The sequence below is a fragment of the Deinococcus apachensis DSM 19763 genome (assembly GCF_000381345.1).
Classification (GTDB): Bacteria; Deinococcota; Deinococci; order Deinococcales; family Deinococcaceae; genus Deinococcus; species Deinococcus apachensis.
The window spans coordinates 19,044-43,669 of sequence record NZ_KB906413.1 but is presented as its reverse complement, the minus strand read 5'-3'; the positions used below and the strand labels follow the sequence as shown (position 1 = coordinate 43,669).

Here is a 24,626-nt window from a genome sequence, read left to right as displayed (position 1 = left end):
TCAAGGGAGCTGTGGGTGGCAGTGCGGAAGGTAGGGGGAGGCGCAGCACGGACGCGCCTCCTGGAACTGTTCATGGAAAACAGCGGGCGAGTCGCCACCAAAGAGCGGATTGCAGTGGCAGGTCTTAGCGAGTGGGCGAGACGAGTGCGCGAGCGGCGCGACGAACTGGGCTACATGATCCTGAGTCACAAGGACCGGACCGGCGAGTTACGCCCCGACGACTCCATCCTGACTTCAACCGAACCGCGTTCTACGGCCCACGTTCGCAATATCGGCAAGGGCCAACGTTTCCGTATCCTCGACCGCGATGGGCACCGGTGCCTGTCCTATGGAGCACAGCCCGGCGACCCGCACCCCATGGAGCCGGACCGAACCGTTCGGCTCGTCGTGGACCACATCTCCCCCATCTCCAGGGCCGAGAAGTACGGCATTGACCCGTACTTGAATCAGAACCTCCAGACGCTGTGCGACGTCTGCAAGGAGGGCAAGTGGAACAAGTACCCCGGGAGGCTCGGCGAGGCCCGGCTCGGGCTGGAGGCCCTGATGCGCCACGCGCCCCTGGAGGAGCAGCGGCGTGTGTACGAACTGCTGCGAAGAATCTTGAAGCCCGGAGTGCAGTCGTGACCTCCTTCGAGGACTGTCGCCGGGAACTGCTGGAACGTGGCGGCCCCCCTGCCCAGGGGGTCTACCGCCGGTGGCTCGGTCGGCCGGGCTACCAGCCCGTCCACGATTTCGTGCATGGCTTCGTTCACCGGTATCTTGGGGAGATCACCCGTGAGGAGCTGCTGGATGCGCGCGCCCGTTCCGAACACGCTCTGGGCGACGTGCGGAGTGAGGAACAACTCCGGGAGGTCGAAGACTGGACGACAGGCTTCGCCTTTGAACACCTGTTCCACCACTACCTGGAGGAGCGACGTGCCGTACCAACTTGGCAGGACTTCAGCGCATGGTTGAACGGCGACGCCGCGTCGTTCTTCATTCACCCCCTGTTGCAGGACCTCGACTGGCATCAGGCGGACCGAGAGCGGAAACACGAGCTGAGGCGGGCCTTCCGCTGGCGACTCGGGAAGTTCTACTACTCCGCCATGCGCGAGCTGGAACTCTTCGTGCGTCTGCGCCAGGAGTACGGCCTGCCCGTGCACTACCACCTGCTGGCTGACGTGCTGCTGCGCTCGGACTTCTGGGTGAACGACGATGTTGTGTGCATCTACTTCGCCAATCCGAAGTACCGCGACCGGGACCGGGGCCGGAAGCCGCAGGCCGAGCAGTTCCTGGGGAAGGCCGACCCGCCCTTCAGAATCCATCACGTTGCTATCGAGCGGCAGGGGTACGGCAACTTCTGGATTTCCAGCGATGCGAGCGTCGAAAGACTCGCACACACGCTCGGAGCCTAAATTTCGATCCGGTCAACCCGGGACAAGTTCGAACAGCGTCGGCTGCACTGTGGGCACGCTGCGCCTCTCCAGGGCGCTTTCCAGGTGCAACCCGATCACGTAGGCCAGGAGGGGCGGCACGGCGTTGCCGATCTGCCGGGCGACCTCGATCTTCGAGCCCTCGAAGTGGAAGTCGTCCGGAAAGGTTTGCAGACGCGCGGCCTCACGGTGTGTGATCGGCCGGTGTTCGGACGGGTGCAGGTAGCGGCCCTTCTCGGGCTTGTAAAACTCGGTGCGGATGGTGAGCGCTGGCTGGTCCCAATGCAGGCGGCCAAACACGTCTGTGGAACCTGTGGCTTTCTCCAGCCAGCACCTCGGCGTGATGTCCGGCCGCTTCGCCATCAGGTCGAAGCGGTTGCCCCCCTCGGGAACCGTCGCGTACCGTTCCAGACTCGTCCCCGTGGGTGTCCTGCCCATGTGCAGGTCCTCATTAGTGGGTTGCAGCGGGAGGCCCGCGAAGGCCCGGCGCACCGTCATGAACTTCGTGCCGGGGAGGGGCCGCGGCAGGGAGACCGCACCGTCCCTTACCCCGAGGAAGAAGGCCCTTTTGCGCTTCTGGGGTACCCCGAACTGCTCGGCCGACAGGACGCCAGCCACGACGCTGTAGCCCAGCTCGCGCGCATGCTCAATGGTGAAGGCGCCCTCCTGGGTCTTCAGGATGGGCGGCACATTTTCCATCAGGAAGGCACGTGGTTGCACCTCGTCCACGGCGCGAATGAACTCCCGCCACAGCCGGTTACGGGGGTCATCCTCCAGCCGCGTGCCGAGCAGGGAGAAGCCCTGGCACGGCGGGCCGCCGCTGAGCAGGTCCACCCTGCCCCTGAAGCTCGTGAAGTCCACCTGCTCCATGGGGAGCGGTCGGCCCCGGCTGTCACGCAGAATATGCCCGCCGAAGTTGGCGTCGTAGGTGGCGGCGGCGGCCGGGTCCACCTCGACGGCCGCGAGGCTGCGAAAGCCCGCCCAGGTCAGCCCCAGGCTGAGGCCACCGGCACCCGCGAACAGGTCGAGGAGGGTCAGACGCTGACTCCGGGGCGTTACCCCCAAATATTCGACACTGCCGGGCCTGCCCTGGGCTTCGTTCATGTAAAATTATGTTCCATTAGGAACCTGACTGTCTACAGTGCCCTTAGGTTTTGGTCCTGGTCGCCGCTGCTGTCGGAGATAGTTCCGCAGGCTCTCCTCATCCACCAGCCAGACGCCGTTTTCGCCGGTCTGGCGGCCCTGCACCTTTGCCGTCTTGACCAGCCGGCGCAGGTGTTGCGGCGTCAGACCACTGATAGCAACGGCCTCCGTGACCGAGATGGAACCCATGCCCACACTCTACGGGTTCACAAAACACCTGCGTGCGGTCTCCTGGGAGTAGCTCCTTCGCCCTCAAAGCCCCCGTAACTCGCCCCCGTGAAGGTCAGCCCATGCGCGGGCACGTTCGCCCCGGCCCGCGCTCGCTCGCGCCCGGCGAGGATGGCCGTCACGTCCTCCTCCTCCAGCCTGCCCTGGCCGACGAGGAGCAGGGTGCCGACCAGCCCCCGCACCATATGGCGCAGGAAGCTCTCGCCCGCGACGTGGACTTCCCAGATTCCGCCGCCAGGGACGGGGGAGCCGGGCCGAACTTCCAGGGCGCGCAGTTCCCGCACCGTCTGCCGGTCCTCCTGGGTGGCAAAGGCGGCGAAGTCGTGGGTGCCGATGAGATGGGCGGCGGCGGCATTCATGGCGGGCACGTCCAAGGGTCCGGGCACGTGGAGCGCCCGCCCAGCCCACAGTGGATGTCGCTGCGGCGCGGCCAGGAGCAGGTAGGTATACCGCCGCTCGGTGCAGGAGAAGCGGGCGTGGAGGCCGGAGGGGGCCATCTCCGCCTCCAGCACGGCGACGCTGGGGGGCAGATGGGCGTTGAGCGCCCGGGCGAGCTTTTCAGGAGGGATGCGGAACTCCGCGGGCACATCCACATGGGCGGGCATCGCTGCCGCGTGGACGCCCGCATCGGTGCGGCCCGCGGCGACCGGACGAGCCGCCCCCTCCCCGCCGAGGCGCACGAGGGCCGTGTGGAGCGTGTCCTGCACGCTGGGGGCATTCGCCTGGGCCTGCCACCCGGCAAAATCCGCGCCGTCCCAGGCGAGCAGCAGACGCAGGCGCCTGAGGCCGGGGGGCGGGGCAAAGGCAGGAGGAGAGGACATGGCGGCAGGGTAGCGTCCCGCATTTCTCACGTCCTGCTCACCGCCTCACCCTTATGCTAAAGATTGTGAATTCCCCTCTCATCCAGAGTCCGTCCAGGTCGAGAACGTGGGTGGCCCCGGCCCGGCATCTTCTTGCCACCGGGGTGCTCGTCCTGGCGGGCCTGGCGAGCGCCGCGACGAACTACCGGGTGCGCTCCGGCGACAACCTGACCACCATTGCGAGGCGCGCGGGTATCAGCATCTCGGCGCTCAAAGCCGCGAACCCGAAGCTGCGGAATGCCGACCACGTCGAGGCCGGGCAGGTGCTGCGGATTCCCAACCGGCAGCTTCCGGGGCAGACGCACCGGGTGAAGAGCGGAGAGAACCTGACCGTCATTGCACACCGCTACAGCTTCACCCTCTCGCAACTGCTGCGCGCCAACCCACAGATTGACGCCGGGCGTCCGCTGCGGGCCGGGGTCACCGTTCGTATCCCCGGGCGCAACGTGGCCGCGCGGCTGCCGAGCACGGCGAGCCGGACCCCGGCGGCGAGGAGTGCCAGTCGTCCCGCCCAGGGGGCGACTGTCCGCAGCGCATCCATCCGGGTGTCCGCGGTTCCCTCGGCGTCAGGGTGGCTGTGGCCGGTGGCGGGGTACAGGTATATCAGCAGCGGCTTCGGTGAGCGCAATATCGACGGGGACCACGAGATGCACTACGGGGTGGACATCGTGGCGCCGGAGGGCACCAATGTCCGGGCCGCCCGCTCGGGGCGGGTGCTGGAATCCCGCGCCGATTTCGAGCGGGGCTGGGGCTGGACCGTCGTGATCGAGCACCCGGACGGTTGGATCACCCGCTACGCCCACCTCAGCGCCAATCTGGCCCGGGCGGGTGACCGGGTGGTACGCGGGCAGTTGATTGGCCGGGTGGGCAACACCGGCCGCAGCACCGGGCCACACCTGCACTTCGGCACCTACCTGCGCTGGAACCCCAAAGACCCCCTCAGGCTGTACGGCGAGTGAGCGGCCCAGGCCTTACCCTGAGCCTATGACTCCCAGGCCACAGGTGCATTACACCGAAGTTCGCGGCGATCAGGCCGAGGACGACCTCCGCTCATTCCTGAACGCCCTGCCCTCCCAGCCGGGCTTCCTGGGCGCCGAACTGCTCGTCAGTCCTGCCCAGCCGGGCCTGGCCCTGGTGGCGAGCCGCTGGTCCGGCCAGGCGCCGCCCCTCCCCCTGCTAGCGGGAGCGCGGGCCTGGGTCTTCGAGGTGCTGGAGGCGCGGTAGCTTATACCCTATCCTTGCTTTCCTAGGCCCCTAGGTTTACGATGCTACGACATCGGTTAGTTATGCCTCCCCCTCCGATGGAGAAAGGAGGCCTGATGGACGCTCAACAGCTCAAAGGTCACCTCGACCTGCTTTTGCTCGCCACCCTGGAACAGGGGCCGCGCTACGGGGGGCAGATCATCGCCCACGTGCAGGCGAGTACGGATGGGTACTTCACCCTGCGGGAGGGCACCCTGTACCCGGCCCTGCACCGCATCGAGAAGGCTGGATGGATCAGGGGCGAGTTCCAGCTCCTCCCGCGTGGGGGCAGCCCGGTCAAGGTGTACGCCCTGACCCCGGGCGGCCGGGAGGAACTGCGCCGCCAGCGCGAACGCTACGAACGCTTCAGTGCCGCCGTGCGCGGCGTAATCGGGGGCCAGGCATGAGGGAGACGGAAGTATACCTGAACCGGGCCACCCGTGGCTTGTGGGGCCAGAAGCGGCGGGACGCCCAGACCGAACTGCGCGGGGCCATCGAGGACAAGGTGTACCGCTACCGCCTGCTGGGCCTGAGCGAAGCAGAGGCTGCTCGCGCCGCCCTGCGTGATCTGGGGAGCCCCCACGCCATCGCCCGGGACCTGAGCCGAGTGCATACCCCCCGCAAGGGTTCGCGCCGCACTCCTAGCCGGGGTTGCCACGCTGCTCGGCGTGCAGGCGCTGGCGCAGGGGCCGACGGTGAGTGCAGCTTCTTCGACTCCTCCACCTTCTTGCCAGTTGAATGATGCTCTCCTGAGAGACCTGCCCTCCTCGGAACAGGAGCGGCTACAGGCCGAGATAGCAAAACCCGGTGGGCGTGAGTGGCTGGAGGCCAAGTGCCGCGCTAATCCCGGGGTTCCGAATGACCTGTTGCGGCTCAGCGACCTGATCGCGGCTCTCCGGGCGGGCGGAGTGGGTGTGGAGGTGCTGACGGGCACCGACGCCTTCTTGCATCTGAGGTTCCCAGATGCCAGCGAGCCACAGCCTCTGAACCTCAACGATTTCGTCCGGGAGCTTGGGGAAGAGCGGTACATAGCTGTGGGGAACCTGCTGGGGCAACTCCGGTATGTGGTAAAGGCACCTGTACGGCTGACCGGATGGAAGAATCCTACCCTGGCAGTTGGCCCCGCCCGAATGCAATTGGGCACAGTGGAGCGACCTGTCTACAGCGCCAATCTCTATGGCTTCATTGTCTGGAACGACATCTCCAGGGAACTGCAACTCGCCGCACCGGACCCTTCCCAGCTGCGCGACATGGCTCTTTTTCCTGAGAACGGCCGGACCTCGTCCCCAGCCCTCAGCTTTTCCGTATCAGGAGCCGAGGGGGCCATGTACGCCATCGTCTACGGTCAAACATCTGCGGACGGGCGCACACCCAGTTTCGCCCTTCGTTCCGCCCAGGGAGGACGTGTCGTCTTTCCGACCATTTGCTGGGGCGGCGCCCAGCGCACCATTCCGCGCGTAGTCAAGACCCTACCCGAGTTCTTCCAGGTGCGAGCGAGGGGCCAGCCAGTCGTCCTGCTGTACCGCGTGGACACCTCTGACCTGCGGGACCTGAAGCTTACCCCCGTCCCTGCCCCCCAAGTTCACCTCATCACCCGCCCCTGACCTACACCTCCGGCACGTAGTCCGCGACCTCATCCAGCAGGTCGCGGGCGGTCAGGTCCAGCCTGACTGGGGTCACGCTGATGTAACCCGCCTGTACCGCGCCGTAATCGGTGTCCAGGTCGTGCGCGTCGGGAGCGCGGCTGGCCCCGGCGACCCAGTGGTACTCGCGGCCCTCCGGGTCCAATCTCGTCACGATGGCGTCCTCCCAGCGGTGTTCGCCCACCCGAGTGACGCGCACACCCTGCGCCGGGGGCGCCGGGAAATTGACGTTGAGCAGCACGCGCGGCGGCAGTCCCCGTTCCAGCACCTCGCGCGCCAGTCGGGCGGCGTAGGCGGCCCCCGCCGTAAAGCTGTACTCCCCGCCATCGCTGGGGCGCTGGCTGAAGGCGATGGCAGGCAGCCCCAGCGCGAGCCCCTCGATGGCCGCCGCGACCGTCCCCGAGTGCGTCAGGTCGTCGCCCAAGTTTGGCCCCAGGTTAATGCCGCTGACGACCAGATCGGGCCGCCCGAGCAGGTGGACGCCCAGCACCACGCAGTCGGCGGGCGTGCCGTCCACCCGATAGGCGGGAAGCTCCCCGAAACCCGCCGACGCGGTGTGCTTGAAGCGCAGCGGGCGGCGGATGGTGATGCCGTGCCCGACCGCCGACTGCTCCACGTCGGGCGCGACCACGACCACATCCCCCACGTCCGACAGGGCGAGCGCCAGCGCCTTGATGCCGGGCGAGAAAATGCCGTCGTCATTGGCAACAAGGATACGGGGCCGGGCGTGCTGTTCCGGGTGGGTCATGCCGCAGGCTAGCGCGGGGCGTCAGGGCCGGGTTGCTCGTCGGGGACGGACGTTCCCGAATACTGCGTTTCCTGGGACCAAATGGAATCCGGAGAGACCTGCGTTTCCACACCTGGATTTGCGCTTTTTTTGATCCCCATCTGGCAGCCTGGGACATGCCGTTTCTGCTCGACGTTCTCCTGGCCGAATTCGCACTGGGGAGTGCCGTTGCCCTTGCGATGGGCGTTCAGGCCTGGAGGCTTCATCTGCAAGACCAACGGGAGGAGCGCCGCCGACAAAGGCTCAACTCGTCCTTGAGCCGCCCAGGATAGAGGTTACGGAATTTGTGTCCACCCAACGCTAAGGTGCGGCGTTATGCGGCGTTTTTTCGTCACCCTGCTGGCCGCCCTCGCTGTGGAGGGTCAGGCGGCCTCCTACTCGCTTCAGCGCGTCAGCCACTACAACGCGGTGCAGGCCCAGACGGACCGGACTCCCCATATCTCCGCCTGCGGCCCGACCCGCCGGGGGCAGATCGCCCTGAGCCGTGACCTGCTGCGGAAGGTCGGCTGCGGCGCACGGGTTCGGGTCACCGTGAATGGCCGCAGCCACGTGTACGTGGTGAACGACACGATGCACCCGCGTTACCGGCGCACCGCCGACATTCTGGTCAACCGGACGAGCACGGCCCGCAAGCTGGGCGTCTCCAAGGGCACCCTGACCGTGCTGCGGAAGGGCACGCCCTACCAGGGCTAACCCCATTACAGGGCGGCGGCGACCCGCGCGAACAGGGGCGGGACGGGTGGGGCCGAGCCTCCGTTGACCCAACCGAAACGGCGGTCCCGCAATGTTCCGCCCTCCCCCAAGCCCATTCCGTCGGGGAAACGGGAGGTGAGGTCGAGGGGTCCGGTGACCTCCCGCGCGCCCGGCACCCCGCTCAGCGTCCCCTCCACCTCGCGGGCGTGGCCGAAGTGCAGCAGGTGAACTTCCTCCCCGTCCTGCCAGGTGAACCGGGCGGTCGGGGAACCGAGGGAGTCCAACTGCCCAGGCGCCGAGACGTGCCGCGCGCTCAGGCCGGGGCGCAGCCGCAGCGTGACCTCCAGCGCTTCGCCCATCACCCCGAAGGAGCCCACGAAGGGCCGGGTCAGGTCGTAGCCCTGCACGTTCTTGACCGTGCGCCCACCCGCCCGGATCACCCGCCCGCTTGGGGCACGGAAGGTCACGCCCAGCACCTCGGCTCCAAAGAAGAAGGTCTGCCCGAAGCCGCCGCGCAACACCAGCCCGCCCACCCCATCCGGCAGTTCCACACGTGGGAAGGGGGGGTAGAGGCCGGGCGGCAGGGCCGCGTACACCTCCAGCAGGGCCGTGTCGCCCGTCACCGTGATCGTCTGGTCCCCGGGCGAGAGGTCAAGGATGGGCATGGGTTCCTTCCTCGTCGGGAAGAATCTTGCCGGGATTGAGCGTTCCAGCCGGGTCCAAAGCGCGTTTCACGTCGCGCAGCGCCCCCAGTGTCACCGGGTCCACCGCGTCGCGCATGAAGGAGCGTTTCATGGTGCCGATGCCGTGTTCGCCGCTCAGCACCCCGCCGTGGCGGATGGCGACGAGGGCGATCTGGTGGGCAAGGTCGTGAACGGCCTCCGGGGACTCGCGCCGGGGGTCGAAGAGGATGTTGGGGTGCAGGTTCCCGTCGCCGATGTGCCCGAACTGCACGAGGGGCAGGCCGGAGGCGTCGCCCAGCGCGCGGACTTCCCGCACCACCTCCGGGAGGGCGGAGCGGGGCACCACGATGTCCTCGTTCATGCGCTGGGGGCGGATGCGGCCCAGGGCGGGGCTCACGCTGCGGCGGGCCTGCCAGAGGGCGGCGCTCTCCGCGTCGGTGGCCGCGCGGCGCACGGTGCCCCCAGCGTTCAGGCAGGCCGCCTCTACCAGGGCGCGCTCCTCCTCCACCGTCTCCAGGTCGTCGCCATCGGTGTCCACCAGCAGCACGGCCCCGGCTTCACGCGGAAGTCCGATGGCGAGGAAGTCCTCGACCGCGTTCGTGCAGGCCTGGTCCATGAATTCCAGCTTGCCCGGCACGGCCCCGGCGGCGATGGCGGCGCTGACCGCCTCGGCACAGGCGCCCACCTCGGGGAAGCTCGCCATCAGCGTGCGGGTGAATTTCGGCGGGGGGGTCAGTCGCAAGGTTGCCTCCGTGATCAGGCCCAGCGTCCCCTCCGACCCGATGAGGAGCCCGGCGAGGTCGTAGGCGTCGCGGGTCAACTCATGCACGTCCCCGTTCGCGTCCACGAACTCCAACTCCTTCACATAGTCGCCGCTCACCCCGTACTTGAAGCACAGCGGCCCGCCCGCGTTCTCGCCCAGGTTCCCGCCGATGGTGCTCGTGCGGAAGGAGGCCGGGTCGGGCGGGTAGATCAGGCCGTGAGGCCGGGCCTTCTCCGTCACCGCCAGGGTCACCACGCCCGCCTGCGCCCGCGCCTCGCGCCGCTCGGGGAAGATGTCCAGCCGGGTCATGCGGGTAAAGGAGATCACCAGGCCCGGGAGCGTGGGCGCCGCCCCGCCGCTCAGCCCGCTCGCCGCCCCGCGCCCCACGACGGGCACGCCCGCCGCCCGCGCCACCCGCACCGCTGTCACCACGTCCGCCGTCGACTCGGGCAGCACGACCGCCAGTGGCGTCGCCCCGAATTGAATCGCATCATAGCGGTAATTCATCCGCTCCGAGAGGTTGGAGAGCACCTTCTTTGGCCCCAGCAGGCGGGTGAGCTCGGCGGCCAGGACATTGTCCGGCTTCCCATTCGAGCGGGGCCTTGGCGCGGGGGAGGTGGTGCTCAGGGCGACCTTCTCAGGATTCCCAGTCGTCACAGCTCCCCCCGGTACGCCAGATCGAGCAGCTCGACCGTGTGCAAGACGGGCACCCGGCTCCCCGACCGGCGCACGTGGCTCTGAATCTGGGTGTGGCAACCGATGTTGCCGCTCACGATCAGGTCGGGCCTGGTCGAGAGGATGTTCTTCGCCTTCCTGACTCCCAGCTCGTTCGCCAGCAGGGGCTGTTCCAGGTTGTACGTGCCCGCTGAGCCGCAGCACAGGTCGCCCTCGGGCACCTCGGCGACGGTCACGCCGGGGATGCTCCGCAGGAGTTCGCGGGGGGCCAGCCGGATTTTCTGCGCGTGGGCCAGGTGGCAGGCGTCGTGGTAGGCGACGGTGAGGGGCCGCGAGGTGGGCATGGGGGGGTCGAGATCCCCCTCCCGCAGCAGCCCCGCCAGGAACTCGGAGATGTCCTGCACCTTCGCGGCAAAGGCCCGCGCCTGCTCCTCGTCGGGCAGGCCGTGCAGGACGACCGGGTACTCCTTCAGCCCGGCCCCGCAGCCCGCCGCGTTGGAGAGGATCGCGTCGTACTCGTCGGGGTCGAAGGCGGCGAGGTTCCGGCGGACCAGCCGCAGCGCCTCGTCCCGCGCCCCGGTGTGGAGCGCAGCGGCGCCGCAGCAGCCCTGGCCTTCGGGGATCACGACTTCAATGCCGTTGCGGGCGAGAACCCGCAGGGTGGCGGCGTTGAAGTTGGGGGCCAGGGCCTGCTGGGCACACCCGGCGAGGCAGGCCACGCGGCCCCGCCGCCTTCCCCGCGCCGGAGTCACCCTCGGGCTGGGCTGCATGGCGGGAACGTGCTCGGGCAGGAGGTCCAGGGGCGCCCGCAGCGCGGCGGGCAGCAGGGGTGCGAGGGGCTTGGTGTACTGCCCGGCGCGGGCAGCCAGGCTGAAGACCTTCGGGGCGGGGAGGACTTTGAGGATCGCCGCGCGTTTCGCCCGGTCGAATGGGCTCCGCTCCCGCCGTGGCTCGCTCCAGCCGCGAAAACTGGTGATGAGTTCGCCGTAGGGCACCCCGCTGGGGCAGGCAGAGACACAGGCCTGGCACCCCAGGCAACGGTCAAGGTGTGGGGCGGCGTCCTCAAGGGGCAACTCCCCCTCCAGCACCTCCTTCATCAGGACGATGCGCCCGCGTGGGGAGTCCATCTCGTCACCCAGGAGGGCGTAGGTGGGGCAGGCGGGCAGGCAGAAGCCGCAATGCACGCAGGCGTCCACCGCGTGCGCCATCACCTCGCCCTGCGGCCCGATGTCCTGTGTGGGAATGTCGTGGTTCACGCGCCTGCTCCGCTCGGTCCAGCCCTCATGGGGGTCAGGATAGGCGCGCGGAGCAGGGACGAATGGGAGGGATGTAGGCAGGGGAAGCGGCGACGGGTCCATCCTGCTTTCAGGAGGCGAGGGGCGCGTGATTCCCTCCAGGCCCCGCAGGGTGTCCTGCCCCGTCCCCCTCCCCTGTCTGTGGCGGAGATGAGGCCCAAACGTGATCAAACTTGCGGAATTGGGTATTTGCCCCCTTTCGCGCGTGGCCTTCCGCTACAGTGGGACCGGGCCATGACGCGCATGCACTTGCTTTTTCCGGGACGACCGCCAGCAGCCGAACTGGGGGCCGGAGCATGACCCGTCCCCTGCGTATTCTTCTCATCGACGACAGCAACATGGACCGCCACCTCGCCGAGGAGGTGTTCGCCGAGTACGCCGACCGCTGCACGGTGACCACGGCGTCCAGCGGTCAGGCGGCCCTGGACGCCATGCTCGCCCCGGATGCCGAGCTACCCGACGTGGTGCTGCTCGACATCAACATGCCCGGCATGTCGGGCTTCGAGGTGCTGACGGCCATGAAGGGCCACCCGCGCCTGGTCCGGATTCCGGTGGTGATGCTGACCACCTCCAACCACGACCAGGACGTGCGGCAGGCGTACACGCTGCACGCCAGCTCCTATCTGATCAAGTCGGTGAATTTCCGGGATTTTGTCTCCCAGGTCGAGGGCTTTCTGGAGTTCTGGACCCGGGCGCGCCTCACAAGCTGGCCGGAGATAACCTCTTCCTGAAGGCAATTTCATGGTCGAGCCTCTACGCTAGGCGGCATGACTCCAGGCGCCGCCGGGAACCCGCAGCGCATCCTGGTGATCGAGGACTCCCTGGCGGACGCCCTGCTGCTGGAGTTGGCCCTTCAGGAGGTCGCCCCGGACGTGCAGGTGGACATCGTGCATGACGGCGAGGCGGCGCTGCCCGCCTTTCAGGCGCCGCCCACGCCGGACCTGGTGCTGCTGGACCTGCACCTGCCGCGGGTGGACAGCCTGGAACTGCTCGCCCACCTGCGGGCACAGGCTGGCCCCCGGGTTCGCCTGGTGCTATGGAGCAGCCTGGCCCAGCCGCGCGAGGTCGAGACGGCCTACGCCTCGGGGGCCACAGCGTATGTGGAAAAACCGGTGGGGCAGGACGACCTGCGCCGGCTGGCGGAGAAACTGCTCAGCCTGTAGCTGGACACCGGGCTACTCGCTGCCCTCCCCGGCCTCGACCTGGCCCTCGACCTTCGCCTCGGTCGCGCGCTCGGCCCGCCGCACGTCCCCCTCGCCAATGTGGCGCTGCTCGGTGTCGTGTTCGAACAGCTCGCGCCGGGCGCGCAGCTTGGCCTCGGGCTGCCCGAGGTCGCCCCCCCGGCCCCGGTGGACCCGCTGGAACAACACCAGCGCCCCCCCCGCCAGCGCGAAGGCCCCGGCGAAGTACAGCGTCTCCAGCGGCTCCTCCCAGCGGATGAAGTGTTCCAGGAAAGTCACGCCCAGGATCACGATCACGACCGAGATGATCTTCTGCTCCAGGTCCGAGAGGCTCTCCACCCCCAGCGCCGAGGTGAGGTTGAGCGGCGTGATGAAGAGCGAGTACAGCCCCACGCCAATGATGTAGAACACCACCGCCTTGAGCATGGTGCTGACCACCTCCAGGAACTCCACCGCGAGCGTGCCCGACTGGCTGCCGATGCCGTCGTCGAACGTGCCCCGCCAGGTCTCGTAGATTGTGGTCAGCGCGAGCAGGGTGCCCTGGAGAAAGAGGCTGAAGGCCACCAGCAGCACCGCGATCACGGCGATCAGCACCACGAAGCGGGTGCGGCCGATCACCTCGCTGAACCACTCGCGCCTGGAGGGCTCATTGCCAGTCTGGGAACGGGTCCGGGTCACGTCCCCATGATGCCCACGCCGCGAGCCGGGCGCCGCATGAATGAAGATGTTCCCGCCCTCGCGTGAGTGGCCCATTCGGCGGGGAGTCCTTCAGGAGGGGGTCAGGACTCCAAGTCCTCCTGAGGGCAAGGATGGAGGCCGCTCTAATTTCCCGACGCAGCTTCCCTTCAGGTAGAAAGCACAGGCACGGCTTCTGCTGCCTATAAGAGAACCCGTCCTGCCCAGCCGCAGGCGAAGCCCCTCCCGCCCAGCGTCCTGGACCCTTCGCCTGCGCTCGGGGTGACCACGTTTCTGGTGGAGATCAAAGCCTGGCCGCTCCCCTCATGACCAGGCCCGGACCCACTGCTCCCTCAAACTGCCTGCGCCACCAGCCTGCCCACCACCGCTTCCCGCAGGGACCGGAATTCCTTGTACCACTCCGCCGCGTTCCCACAGGCGCGGATCAGGTAACCGTTACTGGGCACGTAGAGGATGTGGAAGGCGACACTGCCCTTGCGGTACTCGAACTTTTGCAGCTCGTGGAATTGCGAGAGGTCCACCGTCTCCCGGAGGCCCGTGCCCGGATGCTCGATCTCGACCCTCAGCGCGTCGTCGCCGAAGATCACCTCGGCGAAATACACCACGCCCCCGTTGCCCTTGGCGACCTTGACGATGTCGTCCAGACCTCCGGGAAGCGCGACGACGTTTTTCGACCCCTCGTCAATGGGCTCGCACTGAATACCGAAGACGCCACGGGTTCTGAGCTTTCCCAGCACCACATCGGTGAGTGTGGACATACCCTTAAGGTATACAACACGAAGTCACAGGTGTCTCACATCCTTTGGGGTTACCCCTTCATGGATTGGACGGTCCGCATCGCCAGCAGGGTCGCCAGCACGTCGAGCGCGCCGCTCAGGCCGTACACGAGTTGATCCGTCAGGGTGGGGGAATCGCTAAAGCCCCGGATAGGGACCACGTTGAACACGGCCATGGCGAGGCTGAGGGCGGCGGCGAGATTGAGCCAGTCCGCCAACCGCTTCCGCCCGGTGTCGTCGGCGGGATTGGGGGCCAGGCGGGCCAGGGTGCCGTACACGGCGTTTCCGGCGAGGGTACCCGCGGGCCATACGGTCAGCAGGGCGGTGAGGGCCACAGTGTTCGCTTCCGGCGCGCCGCCACTCAGCACGCTCAGCAGGGTCAGGAACCACAGCACCAGCCGGAAGGACGTGAGCCAGGGAAAGGCAATCCGCAGTGCCCGCAGCGTCCCGTCGGTGGGGGGAACAGCCTGCCCCGCCGTGAAGCGGCCCAGGACCAGCGTCCACCAGGCGAGGACCAGCCCGGCCAGGAAGGCCTCAATGGCCGAGAGCCACGCCCCCTCCGAGAAGTTTCCCCGGTACAGCGAGAAGGCCACCAGCGCGAACAGCCCCGCAACCTGCACCCAAAGCGCCGCGAACGCGGCCTCACGCCAGCCGCGGGCCCGAAGTCGGCCCCTCCTCACAGCCCCAGCTTCGCCCGCAGGCGCTCGCGGACGACCTCGGGCTTGGCCTGGCCGCCCGTGGCCCTCATCACCGGGCCGAAGAGGGCGTTCATGGCCTTGGCGTTGCCCGCGCGCACCTTTTCCACCGTGGCAGGGTCCGCCTGCATGGCCGCGTCGATGGCGGCGTCGATGGCCCCGGTGTCGGTCACCACGCTCAGCCCGCGTTCCCGCACCAGCCGCTCGGGGTCCTCCCCGGCCATCACCTCGGGGAGGAGGTCCTTGGCGACCCGGCCGCTGATCGTGCCCGCGTCGATCAGGCGGACCAGGGCGGCGAGGTGGGCGGGGCGCAGGGCCGCGTCCCGGATGGTCTGCTCCTGGGCGGCGAGGAAGCCCACCACGTCGGTCAGGAGCCAGTTGGCGAGCCTCTGGGCATCCGGGGCGGGCGCACTCGCCAGCGCCTCGTCGTAGAAGCGCGAGAGGGGCACGTTCAGGCTGAGCGTCTCGGCGTCCCCGGCACGCACCCCCGCCGCCAGGTAGCGCTCCCGCTTCCCCGCGGGCAGTTCGGGCATCCGCGCCCGGACGCGCTCGACCCACTCGGGCGTGATGTCCAGGGGCGGCAGGTCCGGCTCGGGGAAGTAGCGGTAGTCGGCCTCGCCCTCCTTCGTCCGCATGACGAAGGTCTTCTGGCCGCCCTCGTCCCAGCCCAGGGTGTCCTGGGTGATCCGCCCCCCCGCACTCAGCACCCGCGTCTGCCGGGCCGTCTCGAACTCGATGGCGCGGGCGACCGAGCGGAAGGAGTTGAGGTTTTTCACTTCCACCTTGGTGCCCCAGGGCTCGCCGGGTTTGTGCAGGCTGAGGTTCACGTCGCAGCGCATCTTGCCCTCCTCGGGCGTGGCGTCGGACACCCCGAGCGACTGGGCGATGGCCTGCACCGCCTCCAAAAAGGCGCGGGCCTGCCCGGGTCCCGTGAGGTCCGCCTCGGTCACCATCTCGATCAGCGGTGACCCCGCGCGGTTGAGGTCGAGCAGGGAGTAGGGCGCGTACGTGGGGTGGATCAGCTTGCCCGCGTCGTCCTCCAGGTGGGCGCGCTTGATGCGGACGCGACCCACCGAGCCGTCCTCCAGGGGCACGTCCAGATACCCGTCCCGGGCGATGGGGCGGTCGTACTGCGAGAGCTGGAAGTTCTTGGGCGAGTCCGGGTAGAAGTAGTTCTTGCGGTGAAACTGGGTGAAGCCCGACACGTCGCAGTTCAGCGCGAGGCCGAACATCAGCGCGAGGTCCACGGCCTCCCGGTTCAGCGTCGGGAGCGTGCCGGGCAGCCCCAGGGTGAGGGGGTCGGTGTAGGTGTTCGGGTCGGCGCCGTGGTAGTCCGCCGGGCACGCGCTGAAGAGCTTGGAGCGCGTTCGCAGTTGCAGGTGAACTTCCAGCCCGATGACGGCGCGGTACATGCGGGGGAGTCTAGCGCGGGCGGTCCGGCGGGGCGGAAATAGGCTAGAGGGTCCGGCACTGGCCCGTCTGCTCGCCGTCAACCCCGAGACTCGTGCCGGAGGGGGCGCGGGCGTTGTTCAGGCACTCCAGGTTCCCCAGGATGGTCAGGCGGCTCAGGCGCAGGGTTCCCGCATTGCGTTCCAACCGGAGGTCACCCTCGACCCGCGCATCCCGTATGTCCACGGCACCGCCCCCCTGCGCCGCCAGGCGGCCGGTCACGACGCTGCTCCTGACCGTCAGCCGGGCAAAGCCGCTCCCGGCCCTCAGGTCGCCCGCAATCCGGGTGTTCTGAACCGTGAGGCTCGCGCCGCGCTCCACCCGCACCTCGCCGTTGACCTGAAGGTTGCGGAGCGTGCAGACGCGCCCCTGGGGCACCTCGATGTCCCCGTTGATGGTGCGGGCGGCGATCACCCCGCCGCAGGGCAGGGCCACCGGCTGGGCGAGGGCCGGGCTCGGGGCGGGCAGGAGTGGGAGGAGCAGGGCCGTCAGCGCTCCTCTCCCCAGGTGGGCGAGCTTCATGCGTCACAGTAAGGCGGGGCGCGGTGAAAAGAATGCGCCCGGGTTCACGGGCGTTCCGGGCGACGCTCATTCCGGACCATCTCCGCCTTGCTCGCCCGGAAGCCCAGCGACTCGTAGAGCGGGCGGGCCACCACCCTCGTGCCCAGGCTGACGCGGGAGACGCCGCGGTCATGGGCCATGTTCAGGCAATGTAAGACGGGTTCCCGGGCCAGGCCGCGCCGCCTGAAGTCGGGACGGGTCCACACGTTCACCACCCGCGCCCGGTACGGTTGCGGGTCGCCGCGCGTCGGCCCTTATTCCAGCAGCGTGAGTCCGGCCCCAGCGACGGTCTCTCCCCCGTTCGCAATGCCCAGAAAACCGAGGTACAGGCCCCGTTCCAGGGCCGACTCGACCCAGGCTGCGTAGATGGGGCGCTCGGCAGCGTCCTCCTCGTCGGGGTAACGGTGGTGCGCGATGGTGGGGGCGTCGGCGGACGTTGCGGGGCAGACGCTCACCCCGTCACAGGGCCGGGCGCGGGCGACCCCATTTCAGGGCGAGCGCGGCGCTGAGCAGGGCGGCGGTCAGGCCGAGGAGGGGCAGCCGCCAGGTGAGGACGGGCGGTGGGGCCTCGCCCAGCCCGAGACCCAGCCAGAGGCCAACCAGGGCCACTCCTCCCGCGAACGCTGCCCACAGCAGCAGGCCGGGCAGAAAGCTCAAGGCGAACCAGCGGTCGTAGGCCAGCGCCAGGCAAGTGCTGAAGGTGACGCCAGCGAGAACCCCAGCCATGTCGAGCAGCGGACGACCGAGCACCACCGCGGTCCCCAGCGCCGCCAGCAGCGCCACCCCGGCGGAGAGCAGGAGCGCCCGTCCCACCTCAGCACAGGGGGAGCAGGAGGGGGCGACGTGTGGGAGCGGCTGGAGCATGTCTCCCGGTATACGCGAAAGAGTGAGCGGGCGCTGCCGAACTTCTTCCATGAACCACAATTCGCCGCCGAGCGTGGCAGCATCGGGGCATGAGCAAACTGCACGGACGCATCGGGGGCTTGCGGCTGGGGTACGACCTGCACGCGAATTGGGAGGGCGGCCAGTTGCGCGGACGGATCGGCGGGACCTTCCAGGGCAAGGACATCGGGCTGACGCTGCACAGCGGGGACGTGGACGGGCGGGTCGGGGGCACCTTCGCTGGGTTCGACGTGGACGGGGACGTGACCCCGCGGGAGGTGCGGGTGCGCCTGGGGGGCCGTGTGGACGGGGACGACGTTCGCCTGACGCTGGATGGGGACCGCGTGACCGGGCGCTTCTCGGGCCGGATCAGCGGCAAGGACGTAAACCTGCACCGCAATGGGGATCGGTTGGAGGGACGGATAGGTGGCGCGGTGGACGGCAAGGACGTGCATCTCGACCTGGGGGACGTGCCGACCGAGCTGGCCGCCCTGGCAGCGGTGTGCGCCTACAAGGTGCTGGAGGACGACCAGACGGCAGCGGCTGCCGCGAACCATCCGTCCTCCTGAGCAAGGCCGAATTTCTCCCGCAAGCCGCACATTCCCACCATGACGCGCGTGCTACGTTCGCCGCATCATGACTGCCGTACAGGGACAGGTGAAGGCCAGGACGCTCGGGGAACTCCTTCAGACGCCGGAATACGCGGGCCGCACGCCCTTCGACGGCCGGGTGCGGACGGTGCAGGACGAGGTACGCGAGAACCTGACGCGCAAGCTGCGAAACGGGGAGGAACTGTTTCCCGGCGTGGTCGGCTACGACGAAACCGTCATCCCGCAACTGACGAACGCGCTGCTGGCGCGCCAGAACTTCATCCTGCTGGGACTGCGCGGGCAGGCCAAGAGCCGCATCCTGCGCGCGATCACCGGGCTGCTCGACGACTTCGTGCCCGTGATCGACGGGGTGGACATGCCCGACGATCCCCTCAACCCCATCGGGGCCGAGGGGCGTCACCTGCTGGAAGCCCACGGGCTGGAACTGCCCATCCGCTGGCTGCCGCGCGCCGACCGCTATGTGGAGAAGCTCGCCACCCCGGACGTGACGGTGGCCGACCTGATCGGCGACGTGGACCCCATCAAGGCCGCCCGGCTGGGCACCTCGCTGGGTGACACCCGCTCCATGCACTTCGGGCTGCTGCCGCGCGCCAACCGGGGCATCTTCGCGGTGAACGAGCTGGCCGACCTCGCACCCAAGGTGCAGGTGGCCCTCTTCAACATCCTTCAGGAGGGGGACGTGCAGATCAAGGGCTACCCCATCCGGCTGGAACTCGACGTGATGCTGGTCTTCTCGGCCAACCCCGAGGACTACACGGCGCGCGGCAAGATCGTCACGCCCCTCAAGGACCGCATCGGCAGTGAGATTCGCACCCACTACCCCACCGACGTGCGGCTGGGCATGGACATCACCGCGCAGGAGGCCGTGCGGGCGGAAGGTGTCCTCGTGCCCGAGTTCATCTCGGAGCTGATCGAGGAGATCGCCTTCCAGGCGCGTGAGGACGGCCGGGTGGACAAGATGAGCGGCGTGTCCCAGCGCCTCCCGATCTCGCTGATGGAAGTCGCGTCCGCGAACGCCGAGCGCCGCGCCCTGGTTTCCGGGGACGTGTCGGTCGTGCGCGTCAGCGACGTGTACGCGGGCCTGCCCGCGATCACGGGCAAGCTGGAGCTGGAGTACGAGGGAGAACTCAAGGGCGCGGACGTGGTCGCCCGCGACGTGATCCGCAAGGCCGCCGGGGCGGTGTACGCGCGCCGCTACGCGAGCTTCGACACCCGCGCTCTGGAAAAGTGGTTCGAGGACGGCAACGTGTTCCGCTTCCCGCAGTCCGGGGACGCCTCGGCGGCGATGCGGTCCACCAAGACGGTGCCCGGCCTGACGGAGATCGCCGCCCAGGTCGCGGCCAGTGGTGACGACGCCGTGCGCGCCTCCGCCGCCGAGTTCGTGCTGGAGGGCCTGTACGGCCGCAAGAAGCTCAGCCGGGCCGAGGAGACCTACGCCGCCCCCGAGCCCGAGGTGCGCCAGCAGCGCGGCGGACGCTGGAACTGAGCTCTTTCCCTCGAAGGCCCTCCCCCTTGCCGGGGCGGGGCCTTTCGTTTTCGCCTACGTCGCGGGCGCCGTCACGATGCGGTTGCGCCCGGCGTTCTTGGCGGCGAGCAGGGCGGTGTCGGCGCTGGCGAAAGCCTGGCGCGGGGACTGGCCCACCGCGTAGGCCCCCAGGCCGATGCTGAGGGTGACGGCCGGGCCGTCCACCAGGGTGCGTCCCGCCACCTCGCGCCGGACCCGCCCCATCAGCAGGTGGGCGCTGGGAGCGTAGGCGCCGGGCAGGCACACGACGAATTCCTCGCCGCCCCAGCGGTACACCTGCCCGTAGGGGTCCACCAGGGTCACCAGCACCTCAGCGACGGCCCGCAGCACGTTGTCGCCCGTCTCGTGGCCGTGGCGGTCGTTCACGACCTTGAAGTGGTCGATGTCGAGGACGGCCAGCACGCCCGGGGGGCCGGGGGCGGCGCTGGCCTCCTCAAAGGCCCGGCGGTTGAGCAGCCCCGTGAGGGGGTCGCGCCGGGCCGTGCGTTCCCCCGCGATGACGCGCCGCTGAAGGTTCACAAAGGCCCAGCCGAACACCTGGGCCATCAGGCAGACGGCCAGCAGGAGGGGTGCGGTTCCGGGCTCGGGTTGGGGACTGGTGTGGTCCCAGCGGATGACGAGCAGGGTGGCAGCGACGGCCAGGGCCAGCCCCAGGGCACGGCCCACGGTGGGGCGGTCGAAAAACAGCAGGCTCCAGACGAGCTGGGTGAACGGCGCGACGAGGAGCAGGGTGTGAAGCGCCTGCTCGTCACCGCGAACGCCCAGCCCCAGGAGCGCCAGGGCGGCCACGAACAGCACCTGGGTGCCCGCTGCGATCAGACGCAGCGGCCATTCCCAGCGCCTGGGCAGCAGCAGGTAGGCGGCGGCGGTCAGGAGCAGCAGGGCCGCGAACACCAGCGTCGGCACGCTCAGGTCGGCCAGCGGCACCACCGCCCCCCACACCAGAATCGCCGCAATCAGGGGCACCACCGCCCCGAAATACAGGCGGGTGACCGGCGCGGGCAGGTCTTCCGGTCGGAGCGGGCCGGGCGTCATGGCTCCACTGTCATAGCATCACGTCAAAGAATCGGGGCACGCATGTGCCGGACCGCCGGGGGGATCACCCCTCCCCCATCAGTACAGCTTGCCCAGCACCTCGTCCTTCATCACGAAGCTCTGCTCCTTCGTCGGAAACTCGCGGGCGCGCACCTCGTGGGCGTAGGCGGCGATGGCCTCACGCGCCCCCTTGCCCAGCTCCGCATACCGCTTGGCGAGCTTCTTCTCGTCGCCCTCGTACAGGCCCAGCAGGTCGTGGTACACGAGCACCTGGCCCCGGCAGTAGGCCCCCGCGCCGATGCCGATGGTCGGGATGCGGAGCCGCTCGGTGATCAGCCGGGCCAGCCGGGCGGGAATCGCCTCCAGCACCACGGCGAAGGCCCCGGCGGCCTCCAGCGCGAGCGCCCCCTCCAGGGTGCGGCGGGCGCCCTCCTCGTCCCGGCCCTGCACCTTCAGACCGCCCTGCGCGGTCGCCGTCTGGGGCATCAGGCCGACGTGGCCCATCACGGGGATGCCGTTGCGGCCCAGCACGGCGACGACCTCCAGCACCTCGGGGGTCGCGCCCTCCATCTTGACCGCGTCGGCGCCCGTCTCCTGAATCACGCGCACGGCGCTCCGCATCGCGTCCGTCACCCCGGTGTGGTAGGTGCCGAAGGGCAGGTCCACGACCAGGAAGGTGCCCTTCGCCCCCCGCCGCACCGCCCGTGCGTGGTGGATCATGTCGTCGAGCGTGACCGGTGCGGTCGAGTCGTAGCCCAGCACCACGTTCCCCAGGCTGTCGCCCACCAGGATCAGGTCCACCCCCGCCCCCTCGGCGTGCCGCCCGCCCGGGTAGTCGTAGGCGGTGACCATCACCAGCGGCTGCTGGGCGTGCAGGAGGTCGGGAACGCTGCGTTTCATGGAGGGGAAGGTAGCAGATGGGGCGCGGAGAACATTGGAGTTCCCGCGCCCTGAGTTCTGCCCGCCCTCACCCCTTCACAACCTCGCCGTACCGCCCCAGCACGAGGTAGATGATCCAGCCCGTCGCGGCCACATACAGCCAGACGGGCACCGTCCAGCGCACCCAGGCGCGGTGCCGATTGAAGAAGGGACGCGCGGCGGGGGCGCCGATGTTGCCCAGGTTCCCGGCGGCCCGCAGGCCCTTCCAGGCGTTCCACAGCGCCAGGAGCGCGAGCGGGAGGTTCAGCGCCGCCAGGAGGATGTGGCTGATCAGCAGGAAGAAATACGCCCCGCGCCACTGCTCCGGCCCGACGTACTTCTTCTCGTACCCCAGCCCCAGCCGGGTGAGGTACAGGACGAGGAAGAGGGTCGCCAGGCCGCTGGCGATCAGCATGGCGCGCATATGCGCCTCGCGGTTGCCGCTCCGAATCAGGAACACCCCGACCGTCAGCGCGATGCCGCTCAGGACGATGGTGATCACTGCCCACTGGTTGATAATGGCCGCCACGGGTGCAGTCTAGGGGGAGGCTGGGGGGGCAGGTGTCCGGGGCAGGTGACCGGCCAGGGGAGGCGGATGAGTGTGGCCCGGGGACAATCTTCAGCCTCGCCCTGCCTACAATGCGGCGGTGAACCCAACCCGCCCGCGGGGGCGGTCGGAAGGACGGTGGAGTGAAGTGAGCAGCGCACTGACGGTGCCCCGGTCCCAGGCGGGGGCGTGGCTGCCCCGGCTAGCCTGGGCGGCACTGATCTATAACGTGCTGGTGATTCTGTGGGGCGCGGTCGTGCGCCTGACAGGGGCAGGAGCGGGGTGCGGCGACCACTGGCCGCTATGTAACGGCGTGGTCCTGCCGCAGAGCCCGACCCTGCACACCATCATCGAATTCAGCCACCGCCTGACGAGCGGGGCGAGCGGCCTGCTGGCGCTGGGGCTGATCGCGCTGGCCTTCCTCACGACTCCGAGGCGCCACCCGGCGCGGCTGGGCGCCATCCTGACTTTCCTCCTCATCCTGGCTGAGGGGCTGGTCGGCGGCGTGCAGGTGCTGCTGGGCCTGACCGCCGACTCGACGGACCCGGCGCGCGGCCTGGTGCAGGGCGTTCACCTGGCGAACACCTTCCTGCTGCTGGGGGCACTGCTGCTCACGGCGCTGTGGGCGTCGGGGCGTCCAGCGCTCAAGCTGCGGGGACAGGGGCGCGCGCTGGGGTTGATCGCCTTCGGGCTGGTCCTCACCCTGCTGCTGGGCATGGCGGGGGCCGTGACGGCGCTCGGGGACCTCTTGTTCGCGCCCGCGCCCGGCACCCCCATCGACACGGTGCGGCGCGACTTCTCGGCGACCGCCGGGCTGATTCAGAATCTGCGCGTGATCCATCCCATGCTCGCTATTCTGGGCAGCGTCTATCTGGTCTGGATGGCGGGGGCGCTCCGGCGCCTGCGGCCCTCGGCGGGGGTCGCCCGCTGGAGTCTGGTGCTGACGGGCGTCATCGGGCTTCAGGTCCTCGCGGGCTTCGTGAACGTGGCGCTCAAGGCCCCGGCCTGGATGCAGCTCACGCACCTGGGGCTGGCGTGCATCATGTGGCTCGTGACCGTGCTGCTCAGCTATGAAGCCCTGACGGCTCCCCGCCGCCTGGAGTCCACCGCCCCGGCAGGGGTGACGGCATGACCGTGGACCGGGCGGTACGTCCCTCCCCCGGGACAGGCGCGGTACAGCCCCTACGGGCCACCTGGCGCGATTACCTGGCGCTCACCAAGCCCAAGGTGATCAGCCTGCTGCTGTGGACCACCCTCACCGCGATGGTGATGGCGGCGCGCGGCTGGCCGGGGCTAGGACTGCTGATCGTGGTAAGCGTCGCGGGCTACGCCTCGGCGGGATCGGCGGGCGTGTTCAACATGATCATCGACCGCGACATCGACCTCAAGATGAAGCGCACGGCGACGCGGCCCACCACGAGCGGCCTGATCTCCACCCGCGACGCGGCGATTTTCGGCACTGCGCTGCAAGTGCTCTCGTTCGCGATGCTGTGGTTCTGGGCCACCCCGCTCGCGGCCTGGATGAGCCTGGCGGGCTTCCTGACTTACGTGGTCGTGTACACGCGCTGGCTCAAGCGGGCGACCTGGCACAACATCGTGCTGGGCGGGGCGGCGGGGTGCTTCCCCCCGCTGGTGGGCTGGGCCGCCGTGACGGGGAACCTCAACCTCTTCGCGTGGTTCCTCTTCGCCATCATCTTCTTCTGGACGCCCGTCCACTTCTGGGCACTTGCGCTGATGATCAAGGAAGAGTACCGCGAGGTCGGCATTCCCATGCTGCCGGTCGTGTACGGGGACAAGCTGACCGTCATGCAGATCGGCCTGTACGCCATCGGCACGGTGGGGCTGTCCCTGATGCCCGCGCTGCTGGGAGAGGTCGGCTGGCTGTACGTCCTGTCGGCGCTTGTGCTGGGGGCGCTGCTGCTGCGTGATTCCTGGCGGCTGTACCGGTACGTGATGGCCGGGAACAAGGTCGAGCGCCGGGTCGCGCTGCCGCTGTACCTGTACTCCATGCTGTACCTCGCCCTGCTGTTCGTGGCGGGAGCGGCCGACCGGGCACTCTTGGGCTGAGCGGGAGACAGGGAAAGGAGGGGCGGCCGTGAGGGGTCGCCCCTCTTCGCGTCCCGCCTTTCCTCTCGGTCAGGACACTTGCCCGTCCCCCGGTCTGGTCTCATGGCCGCAAGCCTGACCAATCGGCCAATGCACACGTGAAAGCCGCGCTTAGTGGGGCTCTCCACGGGGGCGCAAAACCCCCGGTGACGCTTTAGACTGGGAGGCGAGGAAAGGAGTGAAGTTGAACACCAACCATAGCCGCCACCGCCGCGGATCA

At 69.0% G+C, this 24,626-nt stretch carries 31 protein-coding genes and 1 pseudogene; 14 read left to right on the top strand and 18 right to left on the bottom strand.

Annotated elements, in window-relative coordinates; all coding sequences use genetic code 11:
- Positions 1-114 precede the first annotated feature (114 nt).
- Positions 115-624 carry an HNH endonuclease gene (locus F784_RS23710; protein WP_157465343.1) on the top strand — a complete coding sequence of 170 codons (510 nt, stop codon included), beginning with the start codon at positions 115-117 and terminating at the stop codon, positions 622-624.
- A complete protein-coding gene (locus tag F784_RS0117600; protein ID WP_019588049.1) occupies positions 621-1,394 on the top strand; it encodes a hypothetical protein in 774 nt (257 codons plus the stop codon). The genes F784_RS23710 and F784_RS0117600 overlap by 4 nt, the downstream gene beginning before the upstream one ends.
- A gap of 12 nt (positions 1,395-1,406) precedes the next feature.
- Here F784_RS0117600 and F784_RS23705 read toward each other — a convergent pair whose 3' ends face one another.
- The 3 genes from F784_RS23705 to truA are packed head-to-tail and all read right to left on the bottom strand — an operon-like array spanning position 1,407 to position 3,604.
- Complete coding sequence (locus F784_RS23705) at positions 1,407-2,516, bottom strand: DNA cytosine methyltransferase (protein WP_019588048.1); 1,110 nt, start codon at positions 2,514-2,516, stop codon at positions 1,407-1,409.
- 6 nt (positions 2,517-2,522) lie between these two features.
- A complete protein-coding gene (locus F784_RS26350) occupies positions 2,523-2,744 on the bottom strand; it encodes a MerR family transcriptional regulator (protein WP_157465342.1) in 222 nt (73 codons plus the stop codon).
- Positions 2,745-2,761: 17 nt separating this feature from the next.
- On the bottom strand, positions 2,762-3,604 hold the full coding sequence (truA, locus tag F784_RS23700) for a tRNA pseudouridine(38-40) synthase TruA (protein ID WP_019588047.1): 843 nt from the start codon (positions 3,602-3,604) through the stop codon (positions 2,762-2,764).
- A 65-nt stretch (positions 3,605-3,669) separates the two neighbouring features.
- Here truA and F784_RS0117585 point away from each other — a divergent pair, with 65 nt between their 5' ends.
- From F784_RS0117585 to F784_RS0117565, 5 genes are all read left to right on the top strand, one after another.
- On the top strand, positions 3,670-4,602 hold the full coding sequence (locus tag F784_RS0117585; protein ID WP_245557936.1) for a LysM peptidoglycan-binding domain-containing M23 family metallopeptidase: 933 nt from the start codon (positions 3,670-3,672) through the stop codon (positions 4,600-4,602).
- A gap of 25 nt (positions 4,603-4,627) precedes the next feature.
- Positions 4,628-4,867, top strand: coding sequence for an antibiotic biosynthesis monooxygenase family protein (locus F784_RS0117580; protein WP_026332560.1), 240 nt, complete (start codon positions 4,628-4,630; stop codon positions 4,865-4,867).
- Positions 4,868-4,962: 95 nt separating this feature from the next.
- The gene (locus tag F784_RS0117575; RefSeq protein ID WP_019588044.1) at positions 4,963-5,292 is read left to right on the top strand and encodes a PadR family transcriptional regulator; all 330 of its coding nucleotides are present in this window, start codon (positions 4,963-4,965) and stop codon (positions 5,290-5,292) included.
- Positions 5,289-5,627, top strand: a complete 339-nt coding sequence (locus tag F784_RS0117570) for a permease prefix domain 1-containing protein (protein ID WP_019588043.1) — start codon at positions 5,289-5,291, stop codon at positions 5,625-5,627. Before F784_RS0117575 ends, F784_RS0117570 begins: the two co-directional genes overlap by 4 nt.
- A complete protein-coding gene (locus tag F784_RS0117565) occupies positions 5,620-6,489 on the top strand; it encodes a hypothetical protein (protein WP_157465340.1) in 870 nt (289 codons plus the stop codon). The genes F784_RS0117570 and F784_RS0117565 overlap by 8 nt, the downstream gene beginning before the upstream one ends.
- Position 6,490: 1 nt before the next feature.
- On the opposite strand, the gene surE is transcribed toward F784_RS0117565, so the two are convergent.
- A complete protein-coding gene (gene surE / locus F784_RS0117560; RefSeq protein WP_019588041.1) occupies positions 6,491-7,276 on the bottom strand; it encodes a 5'/3'-nucleotidase SurE in 786 nt (261 codons plus the stop codon).
- Between the two features lie 354 nt (positions 7,277-7,630).
- Here surE and F784_RS23695 point away from each other — a divergent pair, with 354 nt between their 5' ends.
- Positions 7,631-8,008 carry an RlpA-like double-psi beta-barrel domain-containing protein gene (locus tag F784_RS23695; protein ID WP_019588040.1) on the top strand — a complete coding sequence of 126 codons (378 nt, stop codon included), beginning with the start codon at positions 7,631-7,633 and terminating at the stop codon, positions 8,006-8,008.
- A gap of 5 nt (positions 8,009-8,013) precedes the next feature.
- Here F784_RS23695 and F784_RS0117550 read toward each other — a convergent pair whose 3' ends face one another.
- Genes F784_RS0117550 through glcF form a run of 3 tightly spaced genes read right to left on the bottom strand, consistent with a single transcriptional unit; the run spans position 8,014 to position 11,385 of the window.
- A complete protein-coding gene (locus F784_RS0117550; RefSeq protein WP_019588039.1) occupies positions 8,014-8,673 on the bottom strand; it encodes a DUF5639 domain-containing protein in 660 nt (219 codons plus the stop codon).
- Complete coding sequence (locus F784_RS0117545) at positions 8,660-10,111, bottom strand: FAD-binding oxidoreductase (RefSeq protein ID WP_019588038.1); 1,452 nt, start codon at positions 10,109-10,111, stop codon at positions 8,660-8,662. The genes F784_RS0117550 and F784_RS0117545 overlap by 14 nt, the downstream gene beginning before the upstream one ends.
- Positions 10,108-11,385 (bottom strand): glycolate oxidase subunit GlcF, encoded by a 1,278-nt coding sequence (gene glcF, locus F784_RS0117540; protein ID WP_019588037.1) that lies wholly within the window; start codon positions 11,383-11,385, stop codon positions 10,108-10,110. The genes F784_RS0117545 and glcF overlap by 4 nt, the downstream gene beginning before the upstream one ends.
- Before the next feature lie 335 nt (positions 11,386-11,720).
- On the opposite strand from glcF, the gene F784_RS0117535 reads away from it, so the two are divergent.
- Together F784_RS0117535 and F784_RS0117530 are read left to right on the top strand one after the other, a co-directional pair.
- Positions 11,721-12,155, top strand: a complete 435-nt coding sequence (locus F784_RS0117535; RefSeq protein ID WP_019588036.1) for a response regulator — start codon at positions 11,721-11,723, stop codon at positions 12,153-12,155.
- 36 nt (positions 12,156-12,191) lie between these two features.
- On the top strand, positions 12,192-12,587 hold the full coding sequence (locus F784_RS0117530; RefSeq protein WP_019588035.1) for a response regulator: 396 nt from the start codon (positions 12,192-12,194) through the stop codon (positions 12,585-12,587).
- Between the two features lie 12 nt (positions 12,588-12,599).
- On the opposite strand, the gene F784_RS0117525 is transcribed toward F784_RS0117530, so the two are convergent.
- From F784_RS0117525 to F784_RS0117495, 8 genes and pseudogenes are all read right to left on the bottom strand, one after another.
- Positions 12,600-13,283 (bottom strand): YqhA family protein, encoded by a 684-nt coding sequence (locus F784_RS0117525; RefSeq protein ID WP_040383522.1) that lies wholly within the window; start codon positions 13,281-13,283, stop codon positions 12,600-12,602.
- A 350-nt stretch (positions 13,284-13,633) separates the two neighbouring features.
- A complete protein-coding gene (locus F784_RS0117520; RefSeq protein WP_019588033.1) occupies positions 13,634-14,059 on the bottom strand; it encodes a hypothetical protein in 426 nt (141 codons plus the stop codon).
- A gap of 50 nt (positions 14,060-14,109) precedes the next feature.
- Positions 14,110-14,757 carry a hypothetical protein gene (locus F784_RS0117515; protein WP_026332558.1) on the bottom strand — a complete coding sequence of 216 codons (648 nt, stop codon included), beginning with the start codon at positions 14,755-14,757 and terminating at the stop codon, positions 14,110-14,112.
- On the bottom strand, positions 14,754-16,184 hold the full coding sequence (gatB, locus tag F784_RS0117510; RefSeq protein ID WP_019588031.1) for an Asp-tRNA(Asn)/Glu-tRNA(Gln) amidotransferase subunit GatB: 1,431 nt from the start codon (positions 16,182-16,184) through the stop codon (positions 14,754-14,756). The genes F784_RS0117515 and gatB overlap by 4 nt, the downstream gene beginning before the upstream one ends.
- 43 nt (positions 16,185-16,227) lie before the next feature.
- Positions 16,228-16,743: a hypothetical protein gene (locus F784_RS0117505; RefSeq protein ID WP_019588030.1), complete on the bottom strand. Its 516-nt coding sequence runs from the start codon at positions 16,741-16,743 to the stop codon at positions 16,228-16,230.
- Positions 16,744-16,787: 44 nt separating this feature from the next.
- Positions 16,788-17,000: pseudogene (locus tag F784_RS27320) on the bottom strand (GNAT family N-acetyltransferase); the annotation flags it as partial.
- Positions 17,001-17,036: 36 nt separating this feature from the next.
- Positions 17,037-17,237: a hypothetical protein gene (locus F784_RS27315; RefSeq protein WP_019588028.1), complete on the bottom strand. Its 201-nt coding sequence runs from the start codon at positions 17,235-17,237 to the stop codon at positions 17,037-17,039.
- A gap of 4 nt (positions 17,238-17,241) precedes the next feature.
- Complete coding sequence (locus F784_RS0117495) at positions 17,242-17,646, bottom strand: hypothetical protein (RefSeq protein ID WP_019588027.1); 405 nt, start codon at positions 17,644-17,646, stop codon at positions 17,242-17,244.
- An 89-nt stretch (positions 17,647-17,735) separates the two neighbouring features.
- Between F784_RS0117495 and F784_RS0117490 the strand changes: the two genes are divergently transcribed.
- Both F784_RS0117490 and F784_RS0117485 read left to right on the top strand, forming a co-directional pair.
- A complete protein-coding gene (locus tag F784_RS0117490) occupies positions 17,736-18,233 on the top strand; it encodes a hypothetical protein (RefSeq protein WP_019588026.1) in 498 nt (165 codons plus the stop codon).
- Positions 18,234-18,300: 67 nt separating this feature from the next.
- A complete protein-coding gene (locus F784_RS0117485; RefSeq protein WP_019588025.1) occupies positions 18,301-19,761 on the top strand; it encodes a sigma 54-interacting transcriptional regulator in 1,461 nt (486 codons plus the stop codon).
- A gap of 54 nt (positions 19,762-19,815) precedes the next feature.
- Here the strand turns inward: F784_RS0117485 and F784_RS0117480 are convergent, their stop codons facing one another.
- From F784_RS0117480 to F784_RS0117470, 3 genes are all read right to left on the bottom strand, one after another.
- Positions 19,816-20,835, bottom strand: a complete 1,020-nt coding sequence (locus F784_RS0117480) for a GGDEF domain-containing protein (RefSeq protein WP_026332557.1) — start codon at positions 20,833-20,835, stop codon at positions 19,816-19,818.
- A 78-nt stretch (positions 20,836-20,913) separates the two neighbouring features.
- Positions 20,914-21,735 (bottom strand): 3-methyl-2-oxobutanoate hydroxymethyltransferase, encoded by an 822-nt coding sequence (panB, locus tag F784_RS0117475; RefSeq protein WP_019588024.1) that lies wholly within the window; start codon positions 21,733-21,735, stop codon positions 20,914-20,916.
- Between the two features lie 67 nt (positions 21,736-21,802).
- Positions 21,803-22,282, bottom strand: a complete 480-nt coding sequence (locus F784_RS0117470; protein ID WP_019588023.1) for a DUF420 domain-containing protein — start codon at positions 22,280-22,282, stop codon at positions 21,803-21,805.
- A gap of 166 nt (positions 22,283-22,448) precedes the next feature.
- Between F784_RS0117470 and F784_RS0117465 the strand changes: the two genes are divergently transcribed.
- Entirely contained in the window at positions 22,449-23,432 is a 984-nt protein-coding gene (locus F784_RS0117465) for a COX15/CtaA family protein (RefSeq protein WP_019588022.1), read from the top strand.
- Positions 23,429-24,367: a heme o synthase gene (locus F784_RS0117460; protein WP_019588021.1), complete on the top strand. Its 939-nt coding sequence runs from the start codon at positions 23,429-23,431 to the stop codon at positions 24,365-24,367. The genes F784_RS0117465 and F784_RS0117460 overlap by 4 nt, the downstream gene beginning before the upstream one ends.
- Positions 24,368-24,626: the final 259 nt, after the last annotated feature.